The sequence below is a fragment of the Roseofilum sp. Guam genome (assembly GCF_017746735.1).
GTDB classification, from domain to species: domain Bacteria; phylum Cyanobacteriota; class Cyanobacteriia; order Cyanobacteriales; family Desertifilaceae; genus Roseofilum; species Roseofilum reptotaenium.
In genome coordinates, this window is sequence record NZ_JAGHZN010000051.1 from 14,315 (window position 1) to 34,679 (window position 20,365).

Genomic DNA, 20,365 nt, shown 5'->3' on the forward strand with positions numbered 1-20,365 from the left:
GACAATCATTGAAAACTCAACGCCTTGATATCGGAGGGAGTCCGAAAAAACTCCCAAACCTCTTGGGCAATAAGCCCTGGAGTCAACGGCCCCAACTGAGCGCCCTACGCATGTTATGGGGTCGTCGCAGTACTCTCAATTGGATTGCCTGTATTCCCCTATCCGCAATCATTGTGGTGATTTGGGAAGTAGCCGCCCAAGCTCAAGAAGCTGCCCAACCCGGGTCTCCAGAATATATCCAAGGAGTCCTCAATGCCATTTGGATTTTAATTGCTGCCATCCTGGTCATCTTCATGAATGCCGGGTTTGGTATGTTAGAAACTGGATTTTGTCGTCAGAAAAACGCGGTCAACATCCTGTCCAAAAACCTGATTGTTTTTGCCCTAGCAACTCTCAGCTTTTGGGCTATTGGCTTTTCCCTGATGTTTGGCTCGGGTAATGGCTTCATCGGTGGTGGCGGTTGGTTCCTCAGCAGCACCGATCCGGCAACCTATGGACTCGATCCATTCCCTGGAGGGTTACCCATTCCGGTATTCTTCCTTTTCCAAGCTGCCTTTGCTGGAACGGCTGCCACAATTGTTTCCGGAGCGGTAGCAGAACGGATTGAGTTTATCGCCTTTGTCCTCTTCTCCCTACTGATTGTGGGTATTAGCTATCCCATCTCTGGTCACTGGGTTTGGGGTGGCGGTATGTTAAGCGATATTGGTTTCCTGGGTACGGGATTTTCTGATTTCGCCGGTTCTACCGTCGTTCACTCTGTTGGAGGTTGGGCAGCTCTGATGGGTGCGGCAATCTTAGGGCCTCGGCTGGGTAAATATGAAGATGGCCAAGCCCGCGCGATTCCCGGCCACAGTATGAGTATTGCCACATTAGGATGTCTCATCCTCTGGATTGGCTGGTTTGGATTTAACCCCGGTTCCCAACTGGCGGCTGATGAAGCAGTTCCTTACATTGCGGTCACAACTAACCTAGCTGCTGCCGCTGGTGGAGTTTCAGCTACTGCTGTTTCTTGGCTCAAAGATGGTAAGCCTGACCTATCGATGATCATCAATGGTATTCTGGCTGGTCTGGTAGGGATTACGGCGGGTTGCGATGGAGTGTCCTATCTCGGAGCTGTGATTATTGGCTTAATTGCTGGAATCCTAGTGGTCTATGCAGTTGGATTCTTCGATACCGTTCTCAAAATTGATGACCCTGTGGGTGCGATTTCGGTTCACTTGGTCAATGGGGCTTGGGGAACTATAGCCGTTGGCTTGTTTAATACGGAATCTGGCCTATTTTATGGCGGTGGAGCTAATCAACTGATGGCCCAAATTATCGGTATTCTAACCATTGGTGGCTTTACGGTGTTGCTCAGTACCATCTTCTGGTTAGCGCTCAAAGCAACAGTCGGTATCCGCGTCCATCCAGAACAAGAGTTTGAAGGCTTGGATATCGCTGAACATGGCATGGAAGCTTACAGTGGATTCTTGAAAGAGTCCAGTGGGGTAAGGAGTGGAGGAATGGCAGATGCAATGAAGGCGGCTAGTTCTAAAGGTAGCTCAGACTAATTGTTCTAGAGTGTTTTAAGGTTAAGTTATTTCCTCTGATGAGAACCGCTAAGGAAAATCTTTAATCCTTAGCGGCTTTGTTTTGTTGAGCGTCCGATCCTATCATGGGATTGGTAATTGAGTCTGTTGAATCGGTGTAGGGTTGTGTTCAACCGTAGAAAAAAAATTCCCATTTGGGTAGGATTATCTCTATCTGCCAATGTGGTCTTAGCTTTATTACTGATCCAGGGGCAGCGTGAGATGAACTCGGTCGAAGGGCGATCTCTCCTACCAATAACGGATACTCCTTCTGGTATCCCTGCTCAGGCCAAGATCGTCTCAGTGAAGACGGGTGTCCAACAGAGTGTTACCCCATCTTCATCCCCATCTCCAGCCCCAGCCCCCGATAAACCTCAGAGTCATCACCTGACCTATCAAGAATGGGTGGAACTCTTGGCTAGAGAAGCCCAAGTTGCAGCGACTCAACAACCGGAAAATTTATCCATTTTAGCGGGAGACTCAATTAGTTTATGGTTTCCTCCAGCCTTGCTACCTCGTGGACAAACTTGGCTCAACCAGGGGATTTCTGGGGAAACTTCTGGGGGGTTATATCGCCGTTTACCTCTTTTAGATGGCACGAACCCCAAAACGATCTTTATTCTAATTGGCATTAACGATTTGCTCAAGGGAGTGAGCGATCGCGAAATCTTGGATAACCATAAGCAAATTATTCAAGACCTGAAATGGAATCACCCCCAGACAAAACTGGTCATCCAATCTATCTTGCCCCATCAAGGGCCACAGGCGACTTGGGAACAGAAAGAACGTCTTTTATCGGTCTCGAATGAACGAATTCGCCAACTGAATCAACACCTTTGGGCCCTAGCTCAGTCCCACGGAGTATATTATCTTGATTTATATCCCCTGTTTGCAACTGCACAAGGGAGTCTACGGGCTGAGTTAACTACTGATGGCTTACATCTGAATCATCAAGGCTATTTGATTTGGAGTACGGCTATGCAAATGTTCAGCCAACATTACCTAGACTCTCGCCAGGGCTATCCCTAACTCACAGACACTCTATTAATCCATGGATACTAAAGCCTTTTCTAGCACGCTCAAAAAATCTGACAATTACCATCGCAAAGGGTTCGGTCACAAAGAGGAAGTGACTGAGTTAATGAACACGGCATATCAAAGTCCCCTGGTGCAACAGTTGCGCGAGAATAACTATACGCTCACTCAGGGAAAGGTAACCATCCGATTGGCTGAGTCCTTTGGATTTTGTTGGGGAGTGGAACGAGCAGTAGCCATGGCTTATGAAACTCGCGAACATTTCCCCACGGAAGAGATCTGGATTACCAATGAGATTATCCATAATCCAGATGTTAATGACCATTTGCGCAAGATGAATGTGCAGTTTGTTCCGGTTGAAGGAAATACTAAAGATTTCTCGGTGGTGAACTCAGGAGATGTGGTGATTTTACCTGCTTTTGGCGCAAGCGTGCAGGAAATGAAGCAGCTCTATGACAAGGACTGTAAAATTGTGGATACCACTTGCCCCTGGGTATCTAAGGTCTGGAATACAGTAGAAAGACACAAAAAGAAAAGCTACACTTCGATTATTCATGGTAAATATAAGCACGAGGAAACTGTAGCCACAAGTTCCTTTGCAGGAACCTATTTAATTGTCCTGAATATGGCAGAAGCAGAATATGTCTGTAACTATATTCTTCATGGGGGAGATAAGACGGAGTTCTTAGAAAAGTTTAGTCGAGCTTGCTCGGAAGGGTTCGATCCTGACCGAGATTTAGTTGCGGTGGGAATTGCCAATCAAACCACCATGCTCAAAAGTGAAACGGAACAGATTGGCAAGTTGTTTGAACATACCATGATGAAAAAATATGGCCCTGATACCTTGACGGAGCATTTTCATAGTTTTAATACAATTTGTGATGCCACCCAAGAGCGCCAGGATGCCATGTTAGGCTTGGTGGAAGAATCCATGGATTTGATGGTGGTTATTGGTGGCTTTAATTCATCGAATACGACCCATTTACAAGAAATTGCGATCGCCAGAGGCATTCCTTCCTATCATATTGATGGGGGCGCTCGCATTTTAGCCGATAATCGCATTGAACATAAACCGTTGGATGGGGCGATCGCCATTGCTGACCATTGGTTACCTTCTGGTGAGATTGTAATCGGTATTACTTCTGGTGCTTCCACTCCTGATAAGGCGGTGGAAGAGGTCTTAGAAAAGATTTTTGCTGCTAAAGCGTAGAGCGCTACGCGCTAGGGAATAGGGAATAGGAAAAACCCAGTTTTTTCCTATTCTTGAACGATCCATCAATTGTGTTATCCCATTGCCCACTGCTTACTGCCCATTGCCCTATAAAAAACAGGGGTAATATACCAACTCCCCCTGTTTTTGTTAATTGAGGAATGACTTATAGCGCTACGCGCTAGGGAATAGGGAATAAGGGCGGAGAATGCGATCAACCCTTGCTTTCGATGATCGATGAGGACTCTCAGTGCGTAGCGCTAGAGTTGGCATCAGACCTAATCTTTAATTTTTAATTTTTAATTTTTAATTGCTTTGAATTCTGGAGAGAACAGATGGCTCAAAAGAATGACACCCCAATCTTAGTGGTTGCCCTGATTGTGTGTTTGGGCGTAGTGGGTTTTGGTTTATGGTGGTTTCTGAATCGGACAGAGGTGCAGGTCGCCAGTTCCCCTTCACCGGAAATGGTAGATTTTCAAGTAGAGGAGTGGCTTAGTACTGGAGAGCGGTTGTTAATTACACAAGGGGCAACCCTCCAGAAACGGAGTGCAGTCGCTCAGATAGCGCAAGGAAAATGGGAAGAGGCGATCGCCAATTTAGAATACTCTTTAAACCTCAATCGTAACGATCCTGAAGCGCTGATCTATCTGAACAACGCCCGCATTGCTGGGCAAACAGCCTATACCCTGGCTGTATCTGTCCCCATTACCACCCAACTTAATGCTGCCCAAGAGTTACTGCGCGGTGTAGCTCAAGCACAACAAGAGATGAATGAACAGGGAGGAATTCAAGGAACTCCCATACAGATTTTAATTGCTGACGATGCGAATAATCCAGATGCTGCTGTTGAGATTGCCCAAAAATTGGTAGCTGACGATCGCATTTTGGCAGTCATTGGTCACTATAGTAGTGGGGTAAGTCTGGCGGCTGCTTCTGTATACGAAAATGGGCAATTGGTCATGATTTCTCCTACGTCTACTTCTGTAGAGTTGTCGGGGAAAGGCAATTATGTTTTCCGCACTGTTCCAAGCGATCTCTTTTCAGGAACAACTCTCGCGCGCTATTTGCTTCAAGATCTACAAAAACAAAAGGTAGCTGTATTTTTTAACTCCACCAGCAATTATAGTCAATCCCTCAAAGATAGCTTTACTACCGCCCTATTTGCGGATGGCGGTGAGGTAGTCACCGAGATAGACTTTGCCAGCTTCATGTTTAATCCGAGTCAGGCGATTGAAGAGGTGATGGCTCAAGGTGCTGAGGCGATTTTACTTGCCTCGGATTCTACGGTATTCCCTGATGCTCTTGATGCGATCATTATTAATAACCATAAATTACCTCTCCTGGGAGGCGATAGTTTATACAGATCTGAAGTCTTAAAAGCAGGACGAGCAAAAGCAATGGGGATGGTTGTTGCTATCCCTTGGGATTTTGTCGCCAATGCCAACTCTGCTTTTGCCCAAAGCAGCCTCCAGTTATGGAGCGCACAGGTGAATTGGCGCACTGCCTTAGCCTATGATGCGGCTCAAGCGCTGTTAGAGGCGATCTCTAGCGAAGAACCGAGTCGTTCCAGCATCCAAAAGGCTCTTGTGGCTCCAGATTTTCAGGTCAATGGTGCATCGGGAACCATTCGGTTTCTGCCATCGGGCGATCGCAATCAAGCCCTCCAGTTAGTACAAGTTCAACCTGGCGATCTCACCGGATTCGGCTATGATTTTGTTCCCCTAGTGGGATTTAAACCAGAACAATAATGATTCCTCTACTGTTGTTAATTGAGGATGAATACTCATTGGTTAAACATCTGTAATCAATCACTCAAGAAAATGCCTGAAAAATCAGTATTATTTGAAGCGATAGAAGCAGGGGATTCAAGGACTGTTCAATCCCTCATCAAAAGTGGAGTTGACCTAAGTCAAAAAGCACTGAATGGCTGTAGTCCAATGCAAGTAGCTGTTGCATTGGGTCATTTAGAAGTTGCCCAAACCTTGTTGAGTGCAGGTGCAGAAATTGATTGTTTAAACGAACATATATTCGGTAGAGCTGTTCATTATCAGCGGCTAGATATTATCTGCTTCTTGATTGAAATGGGAATAGATGTCAATTTAAGATTTATAGAAGATGAAGAAAGAACAGCTTTAATCGAAGCTACAGCAGTCGGTAATATTGATATTGTTAAGAAACTGGTAGAGTCTGGGGCTGATGTCAATGCTATCAGTCGTCAGAATGAATATGCATTGATGAACGCAGCTTCTAAAGGATGTCAGGAGATATGTAATTATCTAGCTCCTCTGACTTCACCGGAACTACGAAAGTGGGTAGAAAAACTACATCCACAAATGGTTCCAAGCGAGGCACCTAGAAAAATTGATATTCTGAGTCATGTGAGAAAGAGTGTTCGACGTTACAACCGTCGCCAATCAAAAAAATGACTGATGCGAGATCGGGAAACTCAGACTTCTATTGCTCTGATGCTTAGTCTAGAAGAACAGGGCAATAATTTAGGGTTGTCTAATTCTCCATGTCTTGAGCATCTCCCCATCCCTGTTTCTACACTATGTGGGAATCAACTCCCCAGGACGTAACCTTGACCATTTACCCTGTTCTTGTTTAAAACTCTCACATCCAACCACATCCCATTCCATCTCAATGATCTCTCCCTGGTGGCGGATATTGACATTAATTTCAGGGTTGATGGGTTCAAAATCCGGATTTTCCGTCAGATGGGGTTGTTGGTGTTGACCTTCCACGGCATGATAGGTAAGGCAACGGTCTACATATTCGCAATTGACACAAATGCACATAAGCCAACATCAAGCTAAAACATCACAATAGAAAAAGAGAAGGATAAAGTATGCTCCTCTTCCCTCATACCAATTCTCGATCGGTTTGGGCTTAACCATTGGCTGAGAGTAACTTACCTGGAATTGGTATCCCTCTGCTAATCTAACCTATTCCTTCTTGAGATTGCCCAAATGTGTTCAGATTGTAATTCACCATGCTTGACTTAACCGGTGCAGCTCTTAGTCCAGAAACCTGGCCTTTTGATTTAGAATGGCTTCCCGAAGAAACCTGTTTAGTGGGGGGAGCGGTGCGCGATAGCCTGCTGAAACGGCAACGGGATTATCTGGATCTGGATTTTGTGCTGCCGGAAAAGGCTGTAGAAACGGCGCGTCAGATTGCTAAATTCTATGATGCGGGGTTTGTGGTGTTGGATGCCAGGCGGCAAATTGCGCGGGTAGTGTTTGAAAATGCCACAGCAGATTTTGCCCAACAGGAGGGAGAAATCCTACATCTTGATTTAAAGCGGCGGGATTTTACGGTTAATGCGATCGCCTATAATCCGTTTACCCAGACCTTAATTGATCCATTGGAAGGCTGTCAAGATTTACAGCGCCAACTCATCCGTATGGTATCGGCAAAAAATTTGGCTGACGATCCCCTGAGGCTGCTACGAGCCTATCGCCAAGCGAGTCAATTGGGGTTTACCCTTGACCGAGAAACGCAAAACACTCTAATCCGGTTAGCACCAAAGTTGCGTCAGGTGGCAGCCGAACGGGTACGGATGGAGTTAGGGTATTTACTGAATTTGCCCTCGGGAAGTGAAGCGCTGGAAAAGGCTTGGAAAGATGGAGTGTTAACAGGTTGGTTTCCTCATAGCTGTGCAGAGCGGGTGACTCAAGTCCATCAAGTAGATTGGATTGCAGAGGAATTGAGCGATCGCTGGCCTCAATTACGAGAACACTTTAATCAACCTATTCTCGCCAGTCAACCCACCAATCGGATCAGTTTAGCTAAACTGATTCTGTTTATCTCCCCAGAAGTCCAAAACGCTGAGGCAGAACTAAAATCCTTGAAATTGAGCCGTGCTGAAATTCGAGCGGCGATCGCCGTTTTGCAACGCTTATCGGATATTCTGTACCCGCAGCAGATGGACTTACGAGACCAGTATTTTTTCTTTCAAGCGATCCGTTCCGTTTTTCCGACGCTGATGCTGTTAGCACGGGTGAGAGGGGTGGCTCTGGAGGCGATCGCGCCGTTGTGCGATCGCTACCTCAATTCCAACGATCCTGTCGTTTATCCCCAACCTCTGATCGCAGGTAATACCTTGATTGAATCCCTTAATTTATCCAAGGGTAAGTTAATTGGTCAATTATTAACCGAAATTCAGATCGCCCAAATTGAAGGCAAGGTCAGCACCCAAGCAGAGGCGATCCAGTTTGCCCAACATTGGCTTAAACTCGTTAAACCTTAGAATCCCTTCGTCAATCGTTAGGAAGCCAGTAGCTCAGAGCTAATGGTTACCCCTCTTCTGTAACTGTTGAAAATTCTAACGGATTTCCAACAGTTACAGCCGGCGATCGCGTTTAGATTTGCAAATAAATTCTGGTTAAAGTTTAAGCTTAGCCATAAAATCAACTCAGTTGCTAATACCGTATTCCCCATTCATGCATAGTATCCTCAAAGTTGTCGATCGCATCCTAGACACCCGTCCCGATACCCTCGACTTTCGCGACCAACTCTACGAAGCGACCCTAGTAGATGTTCCGGCTCGCATCGACCTGGAAGAATACAGGAAACTGAATATTCCCATTCTGGATCAAGGACGGGAAGGGGCTTGTACTGGGTTTGCCCTAGCTACAGTTGCCCATTATTTGCTGGCGAAACGCTACGGGTTAAACAATCTGACTCCAGTTAGCCCCTGGATGTTGTACGCTATGGCCAAGCGCTACGATGAATGGCCGGGAGAAGACTACGAAGGATCGAGTGCCAGAGGAGCCATGAAAGCCTGGCATAAACACGGAGTTTGTAGCGATCGCCTCTGGACCCATCGCTCTGGAAAAGTGAAACGAGACCTGACGGGAACTCAAGCCTCGGATGCATCCCAACGCCCCCTGGGAGCCTATTATCGGGTGAATCATAAGGACTTGGTTGCCATGCATAGTGCGATCTCCGAAGTCGGAATCCTTTATGCTACGGGACTCGTCCATGAAGGCTGGGAAAGAATCGACTCAGATGGCGCGATCCCCCTCAAAGAAACGATTCGAGGCGGCCATGCCTTTGCTCTAGTGGGCTATGATGAACGGGGCTTTTGGTTCCAAAACTCCTGGGGCAATACCTGGGGCAAAAATGGCTTTGCCCTGATCACCTATGATGATTGGCTGCTTAACGGAACCGATGTTTGGGTCGCGCGTTTGGGGGTTCCGATTATCCTCAATAATCCCATTCCCAGAAAATCTCAGCCACGTAGTAGTCAGCAAAAAACCAGTGCTATCTATGCAAATTTGCGTCCTCACTTAATCAGTATTGGTGCAGATGGGGCATTAAGCGACAATGGAACCTATGCAACCTCCTCTGAAGCTGTCCAGAGAATTTTAACCGAAGACTTTCCCCAGATGAGCGCATCTTGGCAGAAAAAACGCCTCTGTCTATTTGTCCCAGGGGGTTTACAGTCGAAAGACCAGGTGGTTGAAGCGATGACCAACTTGCGGCAAGTCTTCCTCAATCAAGAAATTTATCCCCTTGCTTTCCTCTGGAATAACGAGTATGGTGCAACGTTAACGCAGATTCTGCAAAATGGCTTAAAGCAGCGCCGACCCGAAGGTACAGTAGAAGATAATCAGGATTTTATGCTCGATCGCCTCGATGATGCCCTAGAACCGCTTGTCCGTCCAGAGGGAAGTCTTCAATGGAGTGTGTTGAAAACCAAAGCCTTACAAGCAGCGAAAATCTACAATGGGGGAATACGCTTAATTTTGCAATTTATCGATCAATTGCAAAAACAAGAGCCGAATCTAGAAATTCATCTCGTTGGTCATAGTTTAGGCAGTTTGCTCTTAGAACCCTTGGTACAACTGTTAACCACAGACGGTTTAATTAGCGGTTCCCTCCTGGGGGGAGATGTGGGCTATGGTCAGGCGATCGCCTCCTGTACCCTCTGGGCCCCTGCTTCCACTCTATCAGCGTTTCATGAAAGTTATGGCCAGGCGATCGCCAACAACAAAATCGGCAAATTTACCCTATTTACCCTCACTGATGAAGCGGAAAATAATGACCAATGTGCTAACATTTATCACCGCTCTCTACTCTATTTGATCGCCCATAGCTTAGAAGAAAAACCCCGAATTCCCTTTTCGCCCACCCATGCTCAAGGAACGGCGATCGCCGGAATGGAGAAATTTATCCGCCAAGATGAACAACTCCAAAGTTGGATCGCCTCTGGCAAAGTGGATTGGATTTTAGCACCCAATACCGGTTCCCAAGGCGCTCAATCCCATTGTGCCGCCCGCACCCATGAAGGCTTTTCCCAAGATCCAGCCACCTTAAGAGTGACCTTAGCTCGTATTCTGGGAGAACCCGAAATGGAGGAGAGCGAAGACACTCAAGAGTAGGCGATCGAAGGGCACAAGGTTGAGCAGATCTGATTAACTCTCTTCCGGAGGATGCCAACCGGCTGAAACCCAAGCTTGTCTTACAGCTACAGCATAGGGATTATCTAATTTTAAGGCGATCGCTGTCGCTCGCCCACAGGCTGTAATCCCCTGAATCCTTGTGCCATCTTCCGACCAAGTAAAATGGGTTCGCATCAGACTTGAGTATTTTCAGGATAGCGAGAAAATGTAGCTCACCTAGGGCCGAATTCTGGCAGAATCAGACATAGAGTAGTCGAAAACTGGAAACCGTAGGCGATCGGGCTATGGCACGGGTAAGAGTGGAGTGATGTACTCTAACAATTGAGGAATGTATGTTTGAACAACTTGCCAGACTAGATCGAGTTTAACTTCATCATAATCATGGACTAGGCGATCTCGCATCCCGGCAATTTGTCTCCACTCAATTGCCCCATAGCGCTCGCGAAATTCCGGTGAAAGACGTTTGACGACTTCACCAATAATCGTAATTTCATATAAAACCGCCAGTTGTGTTCTTTCATCCTGCTCAAAATCTGCTTCAGTCATATTCTCAGTTAATCGGAGAATTGTGCGACAGAATTTAGCTATATCAAACAAATAGGATTCGTCCCGATTCATAGATCACCTGTGCTGTACTGAGAATATTTTGGCGGCGAATCCAGTTATCACTCTCAATCACTGAGGATTTTTCAATCAAATCAACCTGACGACCTAACCCGTCTTCCAATTGATATTGGATCTTCACCAAATCCATTAGACTCATGCGAGAACGAAAATTAGGGTCAAAGACCACCAAAAGATCGATATCACTATCCGGTTTAAAGTCTTCTCGGAGAATCGAGCCAAATACAGAGAGTTCAACAATACCCCACTGCGGGCAAAAATCAGCGAGTTGTTTCGGAGTAATTCCTAGGCGATCCGAAAGAAGAGGATCAGATATTTTCAGACTCATTAGGCTTTTACCTTAAAATCAAGGTCACATGGGGCCGAATTCTGGCAGAATCAGACATAGAGTAGTCGAAAACTGGAAACCATAGGCGATCGTGTCCATTTCCCCTGTCTTTACTTTAGAGCTAAAATTTCTCACCATCAGTCTATGGCTAGGATTGATCTTCTTGGCTTCGGTCTGGCTGAGTCGTTATCCTTGGGCAAATGCGGAAATCATTCGTAAGGTGGTTCATATTGGCTCAGGAAATGTGATTCTGTTGGCTTGGTTCTTCGATATTCCCGCTTGGGTGGGGATAGCCGCCTCGATTGTATTTAGTGCGATCGCCCTGTTATCCTACTCTTTCCCCATCCTACCGGGCATTAATGGCATCGGTCGCCAAAGTTGGGGTACATTTTTCTACTCAGTGAGTATTGGTCTGCTCATTGCCCTGTTTTGGCCGTTGCATCAACCCTATTATGCTGCTCTGGGCATTTTGATTATGACTTGGGGCGATGCTCTAGCGGCCTTAGTGGGGCAAAATTTTGGCACACATCCCTATTTCCTGGGCACGATTCAAAAAACCTGGGAAGGAACGGCAACCATGTTTGCAGTTAGTTATCTAATCTGTGTCGTGATTTTGCTGCCGGTTTATGGCAATGTGAGCTTGATTTGGATCTCTTCAGCAATCGTTGCTCTGTTTGCCACTATTTTAGAAGCTTTTTCCCGCTTTGGTATTGATAATTTAACCGTCCCCCTCGGTAGCGCGATCCTGGCCTTTGGATTAATGGAAGGCTTAACCCTAGGAGAATTCTATCTCCGTTAACTCTCCCCATGACCTATGCCCCATTGCCCAAATGGTTTCCAAACCTGTAACACTCACACTAGAATCAATACCATGCCCTATGCTTAAATCATGCCTTCACCCGTGAAGTCGCCTAAATCAAAGTCCCAATTGCCCTTGGATCAAGTCCCCGATCCAGAGCAACTTGACAATATTAAAACCCAATTAGATCTGATTTTACTGGCACTGGAGGCCTTGGCGGGGATTGGCTCCGAAGCCATGCTACAAGCAGCAAGTAAACTTAATTTACCAGGAGTTAGAGATCGCGTCAGCTTGTGGCGTTTACGTCAAGCAAGTCCCTTACGCAAAGGGAGTGGCGGCCGGAAAAAATTGGATGTCGAAGAGGCGCGATCGCTCGTGTTAATCTGTTGTGAATTAGCCCAAAATCACCAAGAACGAATTCGCCGTGCAGTCGGACTACTTGAACAACTGACGGCCGAAGATCGCCCCCCACATACGATGTCCCTCCTGGGGGATTATCTCGACACTTTTACCAATACTTATCAAGAGCGAATGCTTGACGGTGAAGATATCTCCCCCGATGAGCTTACCCCCTTAGCCCTCAAACTCCTAATCGATCTGCTCTTTTACTCGAGTCCCGGAGGCCCTCGTCGTCTCTGGTTAGCCCTCCTAGACCGCTCCCTCTGAATTCATTGTTAATGATTAATGATTAATGGTTAATTGATCCCATGAGTTCCTCCGTCATCCGACGCTATACCCCACCCACCTGCACCCTAGAAATTATCGGTCAATCTTCTCCTCTGTCGCGATGGATGAAACAACCGGTAATCAAAAACCTGCGCTTTCGCTTACATTTCGATGACCCACGGAAAGGAACAGAGGCTAAAATTACGGTTAAGGGCGATCGCACCCAACTCGAAAGCCTCTGTGATACGGTTACCACCACCGTTCAAACGCTCCTCACCCAATCTGCTCCAACCGAACCCAAACGCCTCACCCAACATCAACTCAACCTCGGCCCCCTCGGAGAAGATGACAACGACCTCACTGTTACCCTCAGCGCTCTGCAACTGTTCGATCTGGCCACGGCGATCGAACAATATACCTTAGATCTCGTTACTCTCCCTGAAGGAGTTGAAACTCCCAAACCCATCTCTCCACCCAACCCAACCTTAAGATTTGTGGCCAGTTTCCTGCTGGGTCTTGGCATCACCGCTACCAGTGTCATCGTCTTGAAAGACTTGTATCCCTATCCAGAAGCAAGTTTTGAAACGGCGACTCAACCCCAGAGTGAAAAGGAAACTCAAAGTCCAGAGATTGAGGATAATGCCTCGATTGCCCAACAACCCACTCTTCCCTCTGCCCCCCTAGAGGAAGTCCCCTCACCCTCTCCCTCTCCCATGACTTCCGATGAAAAACTACCTCCTCCTCCCCCTGTGGGAGAAACTACCCCTGAATCTCCCGATCCTCCTCCTATTGCCAATGTGACCCCATCCGAACCTCCAAGTATAGCCGCTTCAGCTCCCCCTCCTGCACCCAGTTTTCCGCCACCTGAGCCGGTCTTGAGTGCCCCTACTGAGGGCATCACACTCCCCCCCCCTATTCCTTTAGACGAACCGGAATCAGCGGCTATTTTACCGGCTCCTGAGGCTGAACTCCCCGCCCTTGCACCTGCACCCTCCCTAGAGCGTCCCCCCACAGAACTTGATGATGTAATTCCTCCGACAGAAGCTCAAAGTGCTTCTCCTCCATTAGACCTGAGTGCAAGAGCGGAACGTAATCTATTTGATAATATTCCCCAAGTTGCTGAAGCCCGGCAATATTTTGAACAGCGCTGGACTCCTCCAGAAAGTTTAAATAAAACAATTGAATATAATATTACGCTGAATGTCGATGGCACAGTTCAAGGCATTTCTCCCCTCGGAGAAACCGCAGCAACTTATTTAGATCGCACGGGAATTCCGTTACTGGGTGAACCTTTAGTTTCCCCCCTAGAAAGTACTCTTCAACCTCGCTTGCGTGTTGTTTTTAATCCTGATGGTACAGTACAAACTTTCCTGCAATCTTCTGAATAGGCAATAGGCAATAGGCAATAGGCAATAGGGAATGTCCGATCCTTTGCACTATTTCCCTAGGGCGAAGCACTACATCGCCAGTAAGGGAGCAGCAGCAAGCAGGGTTTGGGTGTAAGGATGCTGGGGATGGGTAAAGATTTCGTGGGTGGTGTTGAGTTCGACAATTTTACCTTGATTCATGACCGCGATGCGATCGCATAAAAATCGTGCTACCCACAGGTCATGGGTGATGAACAGATAGGTGAGTTCAAACTCCCGTTTCAGGTCTAACATCAGTTGTAGCACCTGTACTTGCACGCTGGCATCGAGCATACTGACGGGTTCATCGCAGATCACCAGTTTCGGCCGCGTAATCAGAGCGCGGGCGATCGCCACCCGTTGCTGTTGTCCCCCAGAAAGTTCTCCTGGATAGCGAGAATAGTAGGTTTTTGTGGGGGTTAAACCGACTCTTTCTAGCATCTCTGTGACCCTTGGTTTCGCCGTCTTGGGGGTTTCTAGACCATGAATGAGGAGGGGATCAGTAATGCTCTCACCGACTGTCATGAGGGGATTTAAGCAGGCGTGAGGGTCTTGGAAAACCATTTGCATCTGTTGACGCAGTTGGCGCAGGGATTTACGGTTGATAGAGGTAATCCCATTGCCCAAGAATTCGACCCTGCCAGAGGTGGGTTTAATCAGTTGTAAAATGGTGCGCGAAAGGGTACTTTTTCCACAACCCGATTCTCCGACAAGTCCTAAAATTTCCCCAGGATAGAGTTTAAAGTTGACCCCATCCACGGCTTTAATTACGGTTGCGTTTCGGGTAAACAGTTGTTGGATTAAATTGCTCTCTAAACTGTAATGTTTGTTCAGATCATCCACTTGAAGTAAGGGTTGCTTTTCGGGGGCAGTCGTCACTGCTTTGGTCTCGATCGCGTGAATATGGAGTGCCGCTTCCAGCAAAGATTGGGTATACTCCTGTTGGGGATGAAAGAGTACTTGTTTGCTCAGATCGCGCTCAATTAACTTCCCTTGATACATCACTGCAATTTCCGAGCAGTATTCCCCCACTAAGGCTAAATCGTGGGAAATCAGCAATAACCCCATTTCCCGCTCGGCACATAACCGGGTTAATTCCTGTAGAATTTGGGCAGAGACGGTTACATCTAAGCTGGTCGTGGGTTCATCGGCAATAATCAGCTTCGGATTTAATAATAGCGCTAAGGCGATCGCCACCCGCTGACGCATTCCTCCGCTAAACTCGTGGGGATATTGAGACCATCGGGGAGCAGGAATACTAACGGTTTCCAAAACAGCGATCGCCCGATCCTTGGCTTCCCGATAGGATAAAGACTGGTGAGACTGGAGGGTTTCCACACAATGATCGCCAATCGTCATCAAAGGATCGAGACGAGTCATGGGATCTTGGAAAATGAGCGCGACTTCTTCTCCTCGAAACCGTTGGAGTTCCTCTTCGCTTAACCCTAAAACCGATTTTCCCTCAACTTGAATGTCTCCTTGCACCTGGGACTGGGACGGCAACAGGCGCATAATGGCTCGTCCCAGGGTCGATTTCCCACACCCCGACTCCCCCACCAAACCCAGGCGATCGCCCGCTTTCAGAGTCAAGGAGACCTCGCTAACGGCCCATTCTGAATGGGGATTATAGGCGATCGATAACTGGTCAAGCTGTAACAGAGGTGGAGTCATGGTTTATCGCGCTTCGTGTTGGTCATCGGTCATTGGGATCTAGTTTAGTTTTACAGTACTTCACGTGGCAGAAGGGGAACGGGGAATGGGGAAACTATTTTTAGTCCTAGGATTAAATTATTCCATCTCCCTCATTAAAAATCATTGCCGCTCAACAACGTTTGGTAATATTTCCAGTGCATTTGAGCAGAATTATCCCAAGTATAGCGAGAGAGAATCGATCGACTGTTTTGGATTAATGATTTTCTGGTTTCTGGATCGATGCTTCGTTTCATGGCAATTGCAATCTCATTGACCTGTTCGGCATCCACTAAAAGAGCTTGTTCTCGCGTGAGAAACTCAATAAAAGGAGGCTGATCGCTAGTAATCACGGGCAGTCCTGATGCGATCGCTTCCATCACCACCAAACCCCAGCCTTCTTTAACTGAGGGAAAGATAAAAGCATCGGCACATCGATAGAGAACCGGCAGATCGCGATCGCCGATCGCGCCTGGTAAAAGTAGCGCTTTCCCTTCCTCTATTCCAAGTCGTTTGACTTCTGCAAAAAAGCGATCCTGATAATCCGAATAATCAAACAGGGTCAGTCCTCCAGCAATAATCAATTGCGCTTGTGGAAACTCAGGTAAAACTTGGGCAAATGCCTGTAAGATCCGAATTGAATTTTTGCGCGGTTCTACCCCACCAATATTGAGAAAAATAGGGTGTCCAACGATCCCTAAACGCTTTTTCAAACTGTTTTCTGAACCCTCTTTGAGCGCAGAAAAGCGCTGGGCATTGACTCCATTAAAGACCACGGGTGCATCAATTTTATATAATCGTTGTAATTCTTGCTGCCAGTAACGACTGACGCAGATACAGCGATCGCTCAGTAAAATTGATTTTTCTTGACAAGTTTGTAAATAAGGGCTGGTGTAATTGTCAATATGATGGACAGTGCGCAGAATGTAAGGAATGGAATAGCCTTGCGATCGCAGCCTCACCAAAGCATTGGCACTGATACAGTCCTGAGCATGGTAGATATCATAATCGTCTTCATGTTGACTGAAGTAATTGACATACTCTTGAATGCGCTGTTCTACCACACCATCAATAGTCTGGGGAGGGGGCTTGGTGGGGACTAAACGATAATTACAAGTGAGAGGACGGCAAAAATTCCCCCCATCTTTATTCAGAGCAAAGATGCAAACCGAGAGTCCCCTGTGATCGAGAGCTTCGGCTAATTCCATGGTATGAATTACGCCACCGCGAGGTTTTGTTGAGTACGTTAAAAGGGCAACTCGCATAATAGACAATAGCTTGCATTGCTTAGGGTTTAAAATTTTAAGCCTGTTCCCTGTTCCCTAACCTCCACCGATCGCGTTTTCAGCAAACCCTAATTCACGATCAATGTAACACTGTTGGTTATTGCGTAAAATAGTTTTACGAGCCAAGTGCAGCTTGCTCAATGAGACCCGTGTAGCTTGGATTAAAGGTCTGTTGGGTACTAGCAATATGGTTAGCCAGATAAGTCGCATCCCGTGCTATTCCAGAAAAGCGACCCGAACCCCAAGTATACAGCCAAGGTAAACCGAGGAAATATAATCCTGATACTGAGGTTATTCCGCGATCGTGACCGGGATAGCCTTTACCATCAAAGATGGGCATTTCGATCCATTCATAGTTGGATGTATAGCCCGTACACCAAATCACTGTACTAATGTTGGCATCGCGATAATTTAACTGCAATACTTCGGTTTTGGGTTCCCATACCGGTTGATAGGGCGTTTCGATGGGAGCCGAAATATTATGCTTCTCAATAAAACCGTCAATGGTACGTTTAATGCTTTCAGCCACAGCATCGGCAGCATCTAAATTTTCCTTGAGATTACCTCGCAATTGTAGGCGATCGCCCTCAATATCGACCAGATGTCCGTAAAGTTTCATTCCTTCTGTGGCAAAATGTCGCAGATCGATTTCTCGCCCGCCCCCTCGCCCGGTAACATAATGATTGGTTTTGGTACGGACTTTATGCTTATCCGGATGCTGGTCGATAGAAAGGTCATAATATCCCATTTTATCGAGCCAATCTACCACATCTTTCCCGCGATATTTCCGAGGGGAACGAGGTGCGCCACCTACACACAAATGCACGGGTTTGCCCGCAAGATGGAGATCTTCGGCAATTTGACAGCCAGATTGTCCCGTACCAACAATTAAAATTTCTCCATCGGGAAGAGATTCAGGGTTTTTATATTCTGAGGAATGGATTTGTTTGATCTGGGCAGAAAGACGCTCTGATAAGGCAGGAATTTTAGGACGATGGTAACCTCCTGTGGCAATGACAACGGCATCGCAAGTAAATTCGCCAATGCTGGTTTCTAAGGTATATTGTTTGCTATTAGGACGATGCAACCGTTGCACTTCTACGCCTTCTTTAATCAGAGGATTGAACGATTGGGCATAATCTTGGATGTATTGCACAATTTGATCTCGTTGCATAAATCCATGCGGATCGTTTCCTGGGTAAGTATATCCGGGTAATGTGCATTGCCAGTTAGGAGTAACTAAACAAAAGCTATCCCAGCGTAGCGATCGCCAAGAATAGCCGATCTGATTTTTTTCAAAAATAATACAATCAATTCCTCTCTCTTGCAGACAATAACTCATGGAGAGTCCAGCTTGTCCTCCGCCAACAATTGCTACTGAATAATGGGTCTTCATCACTAAATTCTCCATCAATAAATGCTTCAGGATTACGATCGTGATTCTAGTCAGCGATCGCATTAATACCTAACATTGCCCTGTTTGCCAGAGTAGATTCTGCTTGAGTGGTTTCTTGTATGCCTGGCTACAGAATTTCCAGGTTTGATGCTAAGAATAGGGGCACTTGCCACGAGTTGATTTCTACAACGAAGCCATAACATTACCCCTATCTATTTCCATAGGTAAAAAGCGATCGGGCTGGCCTCAACAATGTTTCCAGCTTTACAGAATTCGGCGTAATTTTGGGAATCAATGGAATAGCGCAACTCCTTAGCCTTACTATGTCCGATCCAAGTCCCAATCTGTTGAATGTCCCGCGATTGCTCTTCGATTTGCACCAAGCCAATCGGATTGCCCAAAGTATTTATGGCTGTTTAGATGCTCGAGAAATTGCCAATCGAGTCACGCAAGAACTGGTTGAACAGTTTAATTGTAGGTTAGCCCGAATTTGGCTGGTAGAACGTCAGTTTTCTCATCTCAAACTGGTGGCTTCTTCTGGGTTATATACCAATACCGATGGCTGTTTCGGACAAGTGCCGATGGGAGCGTTTAAGGTCGGGAAAATCGCGCAAAATCGCGTGTCTTTTTTAAGTAATAATCTACCGGATGAACCTTGGGTGAAGGATCGAGATTGGGCTATTCATCATGGCATTCAAGGATTTGCCGGGTATCCTTTAGCCACCCCAGAAACGGTAGTTGGAGTATTAGCAGTGTTTAGTTGCGAACCTCTAGCCCCAGAATTTTTAGAGATATTATTGAGTTTGTGTACGACGGTGACGGTCGCTTTGGGGAATGCGATGGAATTTGAAAAATCGCAGCATTCTAAGCCGGCCCAGCGATCTCCGTTCAACTTGCCTTCTCCTATGCTCTCGGATCGCTTGGCACATATCTTACAGCGCGTGCCCTTAAAATTAGTGGGGACAGAGCGATCGCTACCCATCTCGTTCACCTATCTATTCTTACGTTTGGCGGAAGTCGTGCAGCAGCTCAATTGCATGACTTGTTCTTTAATTTACGAACAAGAGTTTGCGATTTTGCGATCGATTATACCGGTTTCTGAGGCGATCGCCCTGGAAGAGAACAGCCTACAAGATAGTTTCCTGCCTCACGAGATCGAGCATATTTCCTTTGCTAGTACCTGTTTGGGAGGACGATTAGAAGCAACTTTAGACAGTCCCCAAACCATTCTCCAAATTGCTCTGCAACTCCCCTATGCCCAAGAGCCAAACCCTATTCGCGTGCGGGTTAATATGCGATCGCCGGCTTTGCAATTTGCCTTTTCGCAAATGGTTGTTGCTGCCGGGTTTAGTCTATGCGTGACTCCCTCAAAAAAGATCCCTTTAATTAGCGATCGCAGTAGTTTAATTCATGAAAGTCAGTATGTAGTTTGGGTGCAGCACGATAGCCCAATTATTCCCAAAACCGTGAAAGCGAAAATCGACTTAGAAACCCATCCCACACAACTCAGGCAAGCGATTGAAACGATTATGAGTGGAGAAATCTGGGGAATTGAAGATGACACGCAAACCCAACCCACCCTATCCGTACGAGAGCGAGAAGTGATGAAATTGCTGACCCAAGGATTGCGCGATCGGCAAATCGCGAATCGGCTTTATATTAGCGAAAGTACCGTTAAGTTTCATATTAACAATACTTTAGCCAAACTCAAAGCCAAAACACGGATGCAGGCTCTCTATCAACTAATGCAAAATGCTTGGTTTGACGATTGGCGTTAAAATATCGAGACTAATACCAATACCTTCGCCAATTTGCTCAGGAAGCGTTAGAAACAGAAGTCTTGTGAATGCGGCCTAAAGAGCTAATGCGTGCAAAAATCTGAGTCAATAAAACTGGCTCAGGTTTTTCCGGAAGCAGTTTAATCATTTCTTCCAAATATTTATAAGCCCGA

19 protein-coding genes are annotated in these 20,365 nt (G+C 46.5%); 12 read left to right on the plus strand and 7 right to left on the minus strand.

Annotated features, from left to right (window positions below; translation table 11 throughout):
• Positions 1-110 precede the first annotated feature (110 nt).
• From J7529_RS18925 to J7529_RS18945, 5 genes are all read left to right on the plus strand, one after another.
• On the plus strand, positions 111-1,550 hold the full coding sequence (locus tag J7529_RS18925) for an ammonium transporter (RefSeq protein ID WP_413038924.1): 1,440 nt from the start codon (positions 111-113) through the stop codon (positions 1,548-1,550).
• Between the two features lie 144 nt (positions 1,551-1,694).
• A complete protein-coding gene (locus J7529_RS18930; RefSeq protein WP_318730271.1) occupies positions 1,695-2,597 on the plus strand; it encodes a GDSL-type esterase/lipase family protein in 903 nt (300 codons plus the stop codon).
• Positions 2,598-2,619: 22 nt separating this feature from the next.
• Complete coding sequence (locus J7529_RS18935) at positions 2,620-3,813, plus strand: 4-hydroxy-3-methylbut-2-enyl diphosphate reductase (RefSeq protein WP_318730272.1); 1,194 nt, start codon at positions 2,620-2,622, stop codon at positions 3,811-3,813.
• Between the two features lie 335 nt (positions 3,814-4,148).
• Positions 4,149-5,561 (plus strand): ABC transporter substrate-binding protein, encoded by a 1,413-nt coding sequence (locus J7529_RS18940; protein WP_318730273.1) that lies wholly within the window; start codon positions 4,149-4,151, stop codon positions 5,559-5,561.
• 27 nt (positions 5,562-5,588) lie between these two features.
• Positions 5,589-6,239, plus strand: coding sequence for an ankyrin repeat domain-containing protein (locus J7529_RS18945; RefSeq protein WP_318730274.1), 651 nt, complete (start codon positions 5,589-5,591; stop codon positions 6,237-6,239).
• A 123-nt stretch (positions 6,240-6,362) separates the two neighbouring features.
• On the opposite strand, the gene J7529_RS18950 is transcribed toward J7529_RS18945, so the two are convergent.
• A complete protein-coding gene (locus J7529_RS18950; protein ID WP_318730275.1) occupies positions 6,363-6,611 on the minus strand; it encodes a Ycf34 family protein in 249 nt (82 codons plus the stop codon).
• A 194-nt stretch (positions 6,612-6,805) separates the two neighbouring features.
• Between J7529_RS18950 and J7529_RS18955 the strand changes: the two genes are divergently transcribed.
• The 3 genes from J7529_RS18955 to J7529_RS18965 all read left to right on the plus strand — a co-directional run bounded on the left by J7529_RS18955 (position 6,806) and on the right by J7529_RS18965 (position 10,199).
• A complete protein-coding gene (locus tag J7529_RS18955) occupies positions 6,806-8,062 on the plus strand; it encodes a hypothetical protein (protein WP_318730276.1) in 1,257 nt (418 codons plus the stop codon).
• 66 nt (positions 8,063-8,128) lie between these two features.
• Complete coding sequence (locus J7529_RS18960; RefSeq protein WP_318730277.1) at positions 8,129-8,263, plus strand: hypothetical protein; 135 nt, start codon at positions 8,129-8,131, stop codon at positions 8,261-8,263.
• Positions 8,256-10,199, plus strand: a complete 1,944-nt coding sequence (locus J7529_RS18965; RefSeq protein ID WP_318730278.1) for a C1 family peptidase — start codon at positions 8,256-8,258, stop codon at positions 10,197-10,199. Before J7529_RS18960 ends, J7529_RS18965 begins: the two co-directional genes overlap by 8 nt.
• 33 nt (positions 10,200-10,232) lie before the next feature.
• Here J7529_RS18965 and J7529_RS18970 read toward each other — a convergent pair whose 3' ends face one another.
• From J7529_RS18970 to J7529_RS18980, 3 genes are all read right to left on the minus strand, one after another.
• On the minus strand, positions 10,233-10,394 hold the full coding sequence (locus tag J7529_RS18970) for a hypothetical protein (RefSeq protein WP_318730279.1): 162 nt from the start codon (positions 10,392-10,394) through the stop codon (positions 10,233-10,235).
• Between the two features lie 108 nt (positions 10,395-10,502).
• Entirely contained in the window at positions 10,503-10,838 is a 336-nt protein-coding gene (locus J7529_RS18975) for a DUF86 domain-containing protein (protein ID WP_271942464.1), read from the minus strand.
• Positions 10,810-11,172, minus strand: a complete 363-nt coding sequence (locus J7529_RS18980; protein ID WP_271942467.1) for a nucleotidyltransferase family protein — start codon at positions 11,170-11,172, stop codon at positions 10,810-10,812. Before J7529_RS18980 ends, J7529_RS18975 begins: the two co-directional genes overlap by 29 nt.
• A gap of 91 nt (positions 11,173-11,263) precedes the next feature.
• On the opposite strand from J7529_RS18980, the gene J7529_RS18985 reads away from it, so the two are divergent.
• From J7529_RS18985 to J7529_RS18995, 3 genes are all read left to right on the plus strand, one after another.
• Positions 11,264-11,971 carry a diacylglycerol/polyprenol kinase family protein gene (locus tag J7529_RS18985; protein ID WP_271942469.1) on the plus strand — a complete coding sequence of 236 codons (708 nt, stop codon included), beginning with the start codon at positions 11,264-11,266 and terminating at the stop codon, positions 11,969-11,971.
• A gap of 90 nt (positions 11,972-12,061) precedes the next feature.
• Positions 12,062-12,637 carry a DUF3038 domain-containing protein gene (locus tag J7529_RS18990; RefSeq protein ID WP_318730280.1) on the plus strand — a complete coding sequence of 192 codons (576 nt, stop codon included), beginning with the start codon at positions 12,062-12,064 and terminating at the stop codon, positions 12,635-12,637.
• 41 nt (positions 12,638-12,678) lie between these two features.
• Positions 12,679-14,025 carry a DUF4335 domain-containing protein gene (locus tag J7529_RS18995; protein WP_318730281.1) on the plus strand — a complete coding sequence of 449 codons (1,347 nt, stop codon included), beginning with the start codon at positions 12,679-12,681 and terminating at the stop codon, positions 14,023-14,025.
• A 69-nt stretch (positions 14,026-14,094) separates the two neighbouring features.
• Here J7529_RS18995 and J7529_RS19000 read toward each other — a convergent pair whose 3' ends face one another.
• From J7529_RS19000 to J7529_RS19010, 3 genes are all read right to left on the minus strand, one after another.
• Positions 14,095-15,714 (minus strand): ABC transporter ATP-binding protein, encoded by a 1,620-nt coding sequence (locus tag J7529_RS19000; protein WP_318730282.1) that lies wholly within the window; start codon positions 15,712-15,714, stop codon positions 14,095-14,097.
• Positions 15,715-15,848: 134 nt separating this feature from the next.
• Positions 15,849-16,997: an MSMEG_0565 family glycosyltransferase gene (locus tag J7529_RS19005; RefSeq protein ID WP_318730283.1), complete on the minus strand. Its 1,149-nt coding sequence runs from the start codon at positions 16,995-16,997 to the stop codon at positions 15,849-15,851.
• A 136-nt stretch (positions 16,998-17,133) separates the two neighbouring features.
• A complete protein-coding gene (locus J7529_RS19010; RefSeq protein WP_318730284.1) occupies positions 17,134-18,414 on the minus strand; it encodes an MSMEG_0569 family flavin-dependent oxidoreductase in 1,281 nt (426 codons plus the stop codon).
• A 323-nt stretch (positions 18,415-18,737) separates the two neighbouring features.
• Here J7529_RS19010 and J7529_RS19015 point away from each other — a divergent pair, with 323 nt between their 5' ends.
• Positions 18,738-20,192 carry a LuxR C-terminal-related transcriptional regulator gene (locus J7529_RS19015; protein ID WP_318730285.1) on the plus strand — a complete coding sequence of 485 codons (1,455 nt, stop codon included), beginning with the start codon at positions 18,738-18,740 and terminating at the stop codon, positions 20,190-20,192.
• The last annotated feature ends 173 nt before the right edge of the window (positions 20,193-20,365 follow it).

Coding starts and splice junctions, on each gene's coding strand:
- J7529_RS19010 (WP_318730284.1), bottom strand. CDS start 18,414: ATGAAGACCCATTATTCAGTAGCAATTGTTGGCGGAGGACAAGCTGGA.
- J7529_RS18975 (WP_271942464.1), bottom strand. CDS start 10,838: ATGAATCGGGACGAATCCTATTTGTTTGATATAGCTAAATTCTGTCGC.
- J7529_RS18970 (WP_318730279.1), bottom strand. CDS start 10,394: ATGCGAACCCATTTTACTTGGTCGGAAGATGGCACAAGGATTCAGGGG.
- J7529_RS18925 (WP_413038924.1), top strand. CDS start 111: ATGTTATGGGGTCGTCGCAGTACTCTCAATTGGATTGCCTGTATTCCC.
- J7529_RS18935 (WP_318730272.1), top strand. CDS start 2,620: ATGGATACTAAAGCCTTTTCTAGCACGCTCAAAAAATCTGACAATTAC.
- J7529_RS18990 (WP_318730280.1), top strand. CDS start 12,062: ATGCCTTCACCCGTGAAGTCGCCTAAATCAAAGTCCCAATTGCCCTTG.
- J7529_RS19005 (WP_318730283.1), bottom strand. CDS start 16,997: ATGCGAGTTGCCCTTTTAACGTACTCAACAAAACCTCGCGGTGGCGTA.
- J7529_RS18965 (WP_318730278.1), top strand. CDS start 8,256: ATGCATAGTATCCTCAAAGTTGTCGATCGCATCCTAGACACCCGTCCC.
- J7529_RS19015 (WP_318730285.1), top strand. CDS start 18,738: ATGTCCGATCCAAGTCCCAATCTGTTGAATGTCCCGCGATTGCTCTTC.
- J7529_RS18995 (WP_318730281.1), top strand. CDS start 12,679: ATGAGTTCCTCCGTCATCCGACGCTATACCCCACCCACCTGCACCCTA.
- J7529_RS18950 (WP_318730275.1), bottom strand. CDS start 6,611: ATGTGCATTTGTGTCAATTGCGAATATGTAGACCGTTGCCTTACCTAT.
- J7529_RS18955 (WP_318730276.1), top strand. CDS start 6,806: ATGCTTGACTTAACCGGTGCAGCTCTTAGTCCAGAAACCTGGCCTTTT.
- J7529_RS18940 (WP_318730273.1), top strand. CDS start 4,149: ATGGCTCAAAAGAATGACACCCCAATCTTAGTGGTTGCCCTGATTGTG.
- J7529_RS18945 (WP_318730274.1), top strand. CDS start 5,589: ATGAATACTCATTGGTTAAACATCTGTAATCAATCACTCAAGAAAATG.
- J7529_RS18980 (WP_271942467.1), bottom strand. CDS start 11,172: ATGAGTCTGAAAATATCTGATCCTCTTCTTTCGGATCGCCTAGGAATT.
- J7529_RS19000 (WP_318730282.1), bottom strand. CDS start 15,714: ATGACTCCACCTCTGTTACAGCTTGACCAGTTATCGATCGCCTATAAT.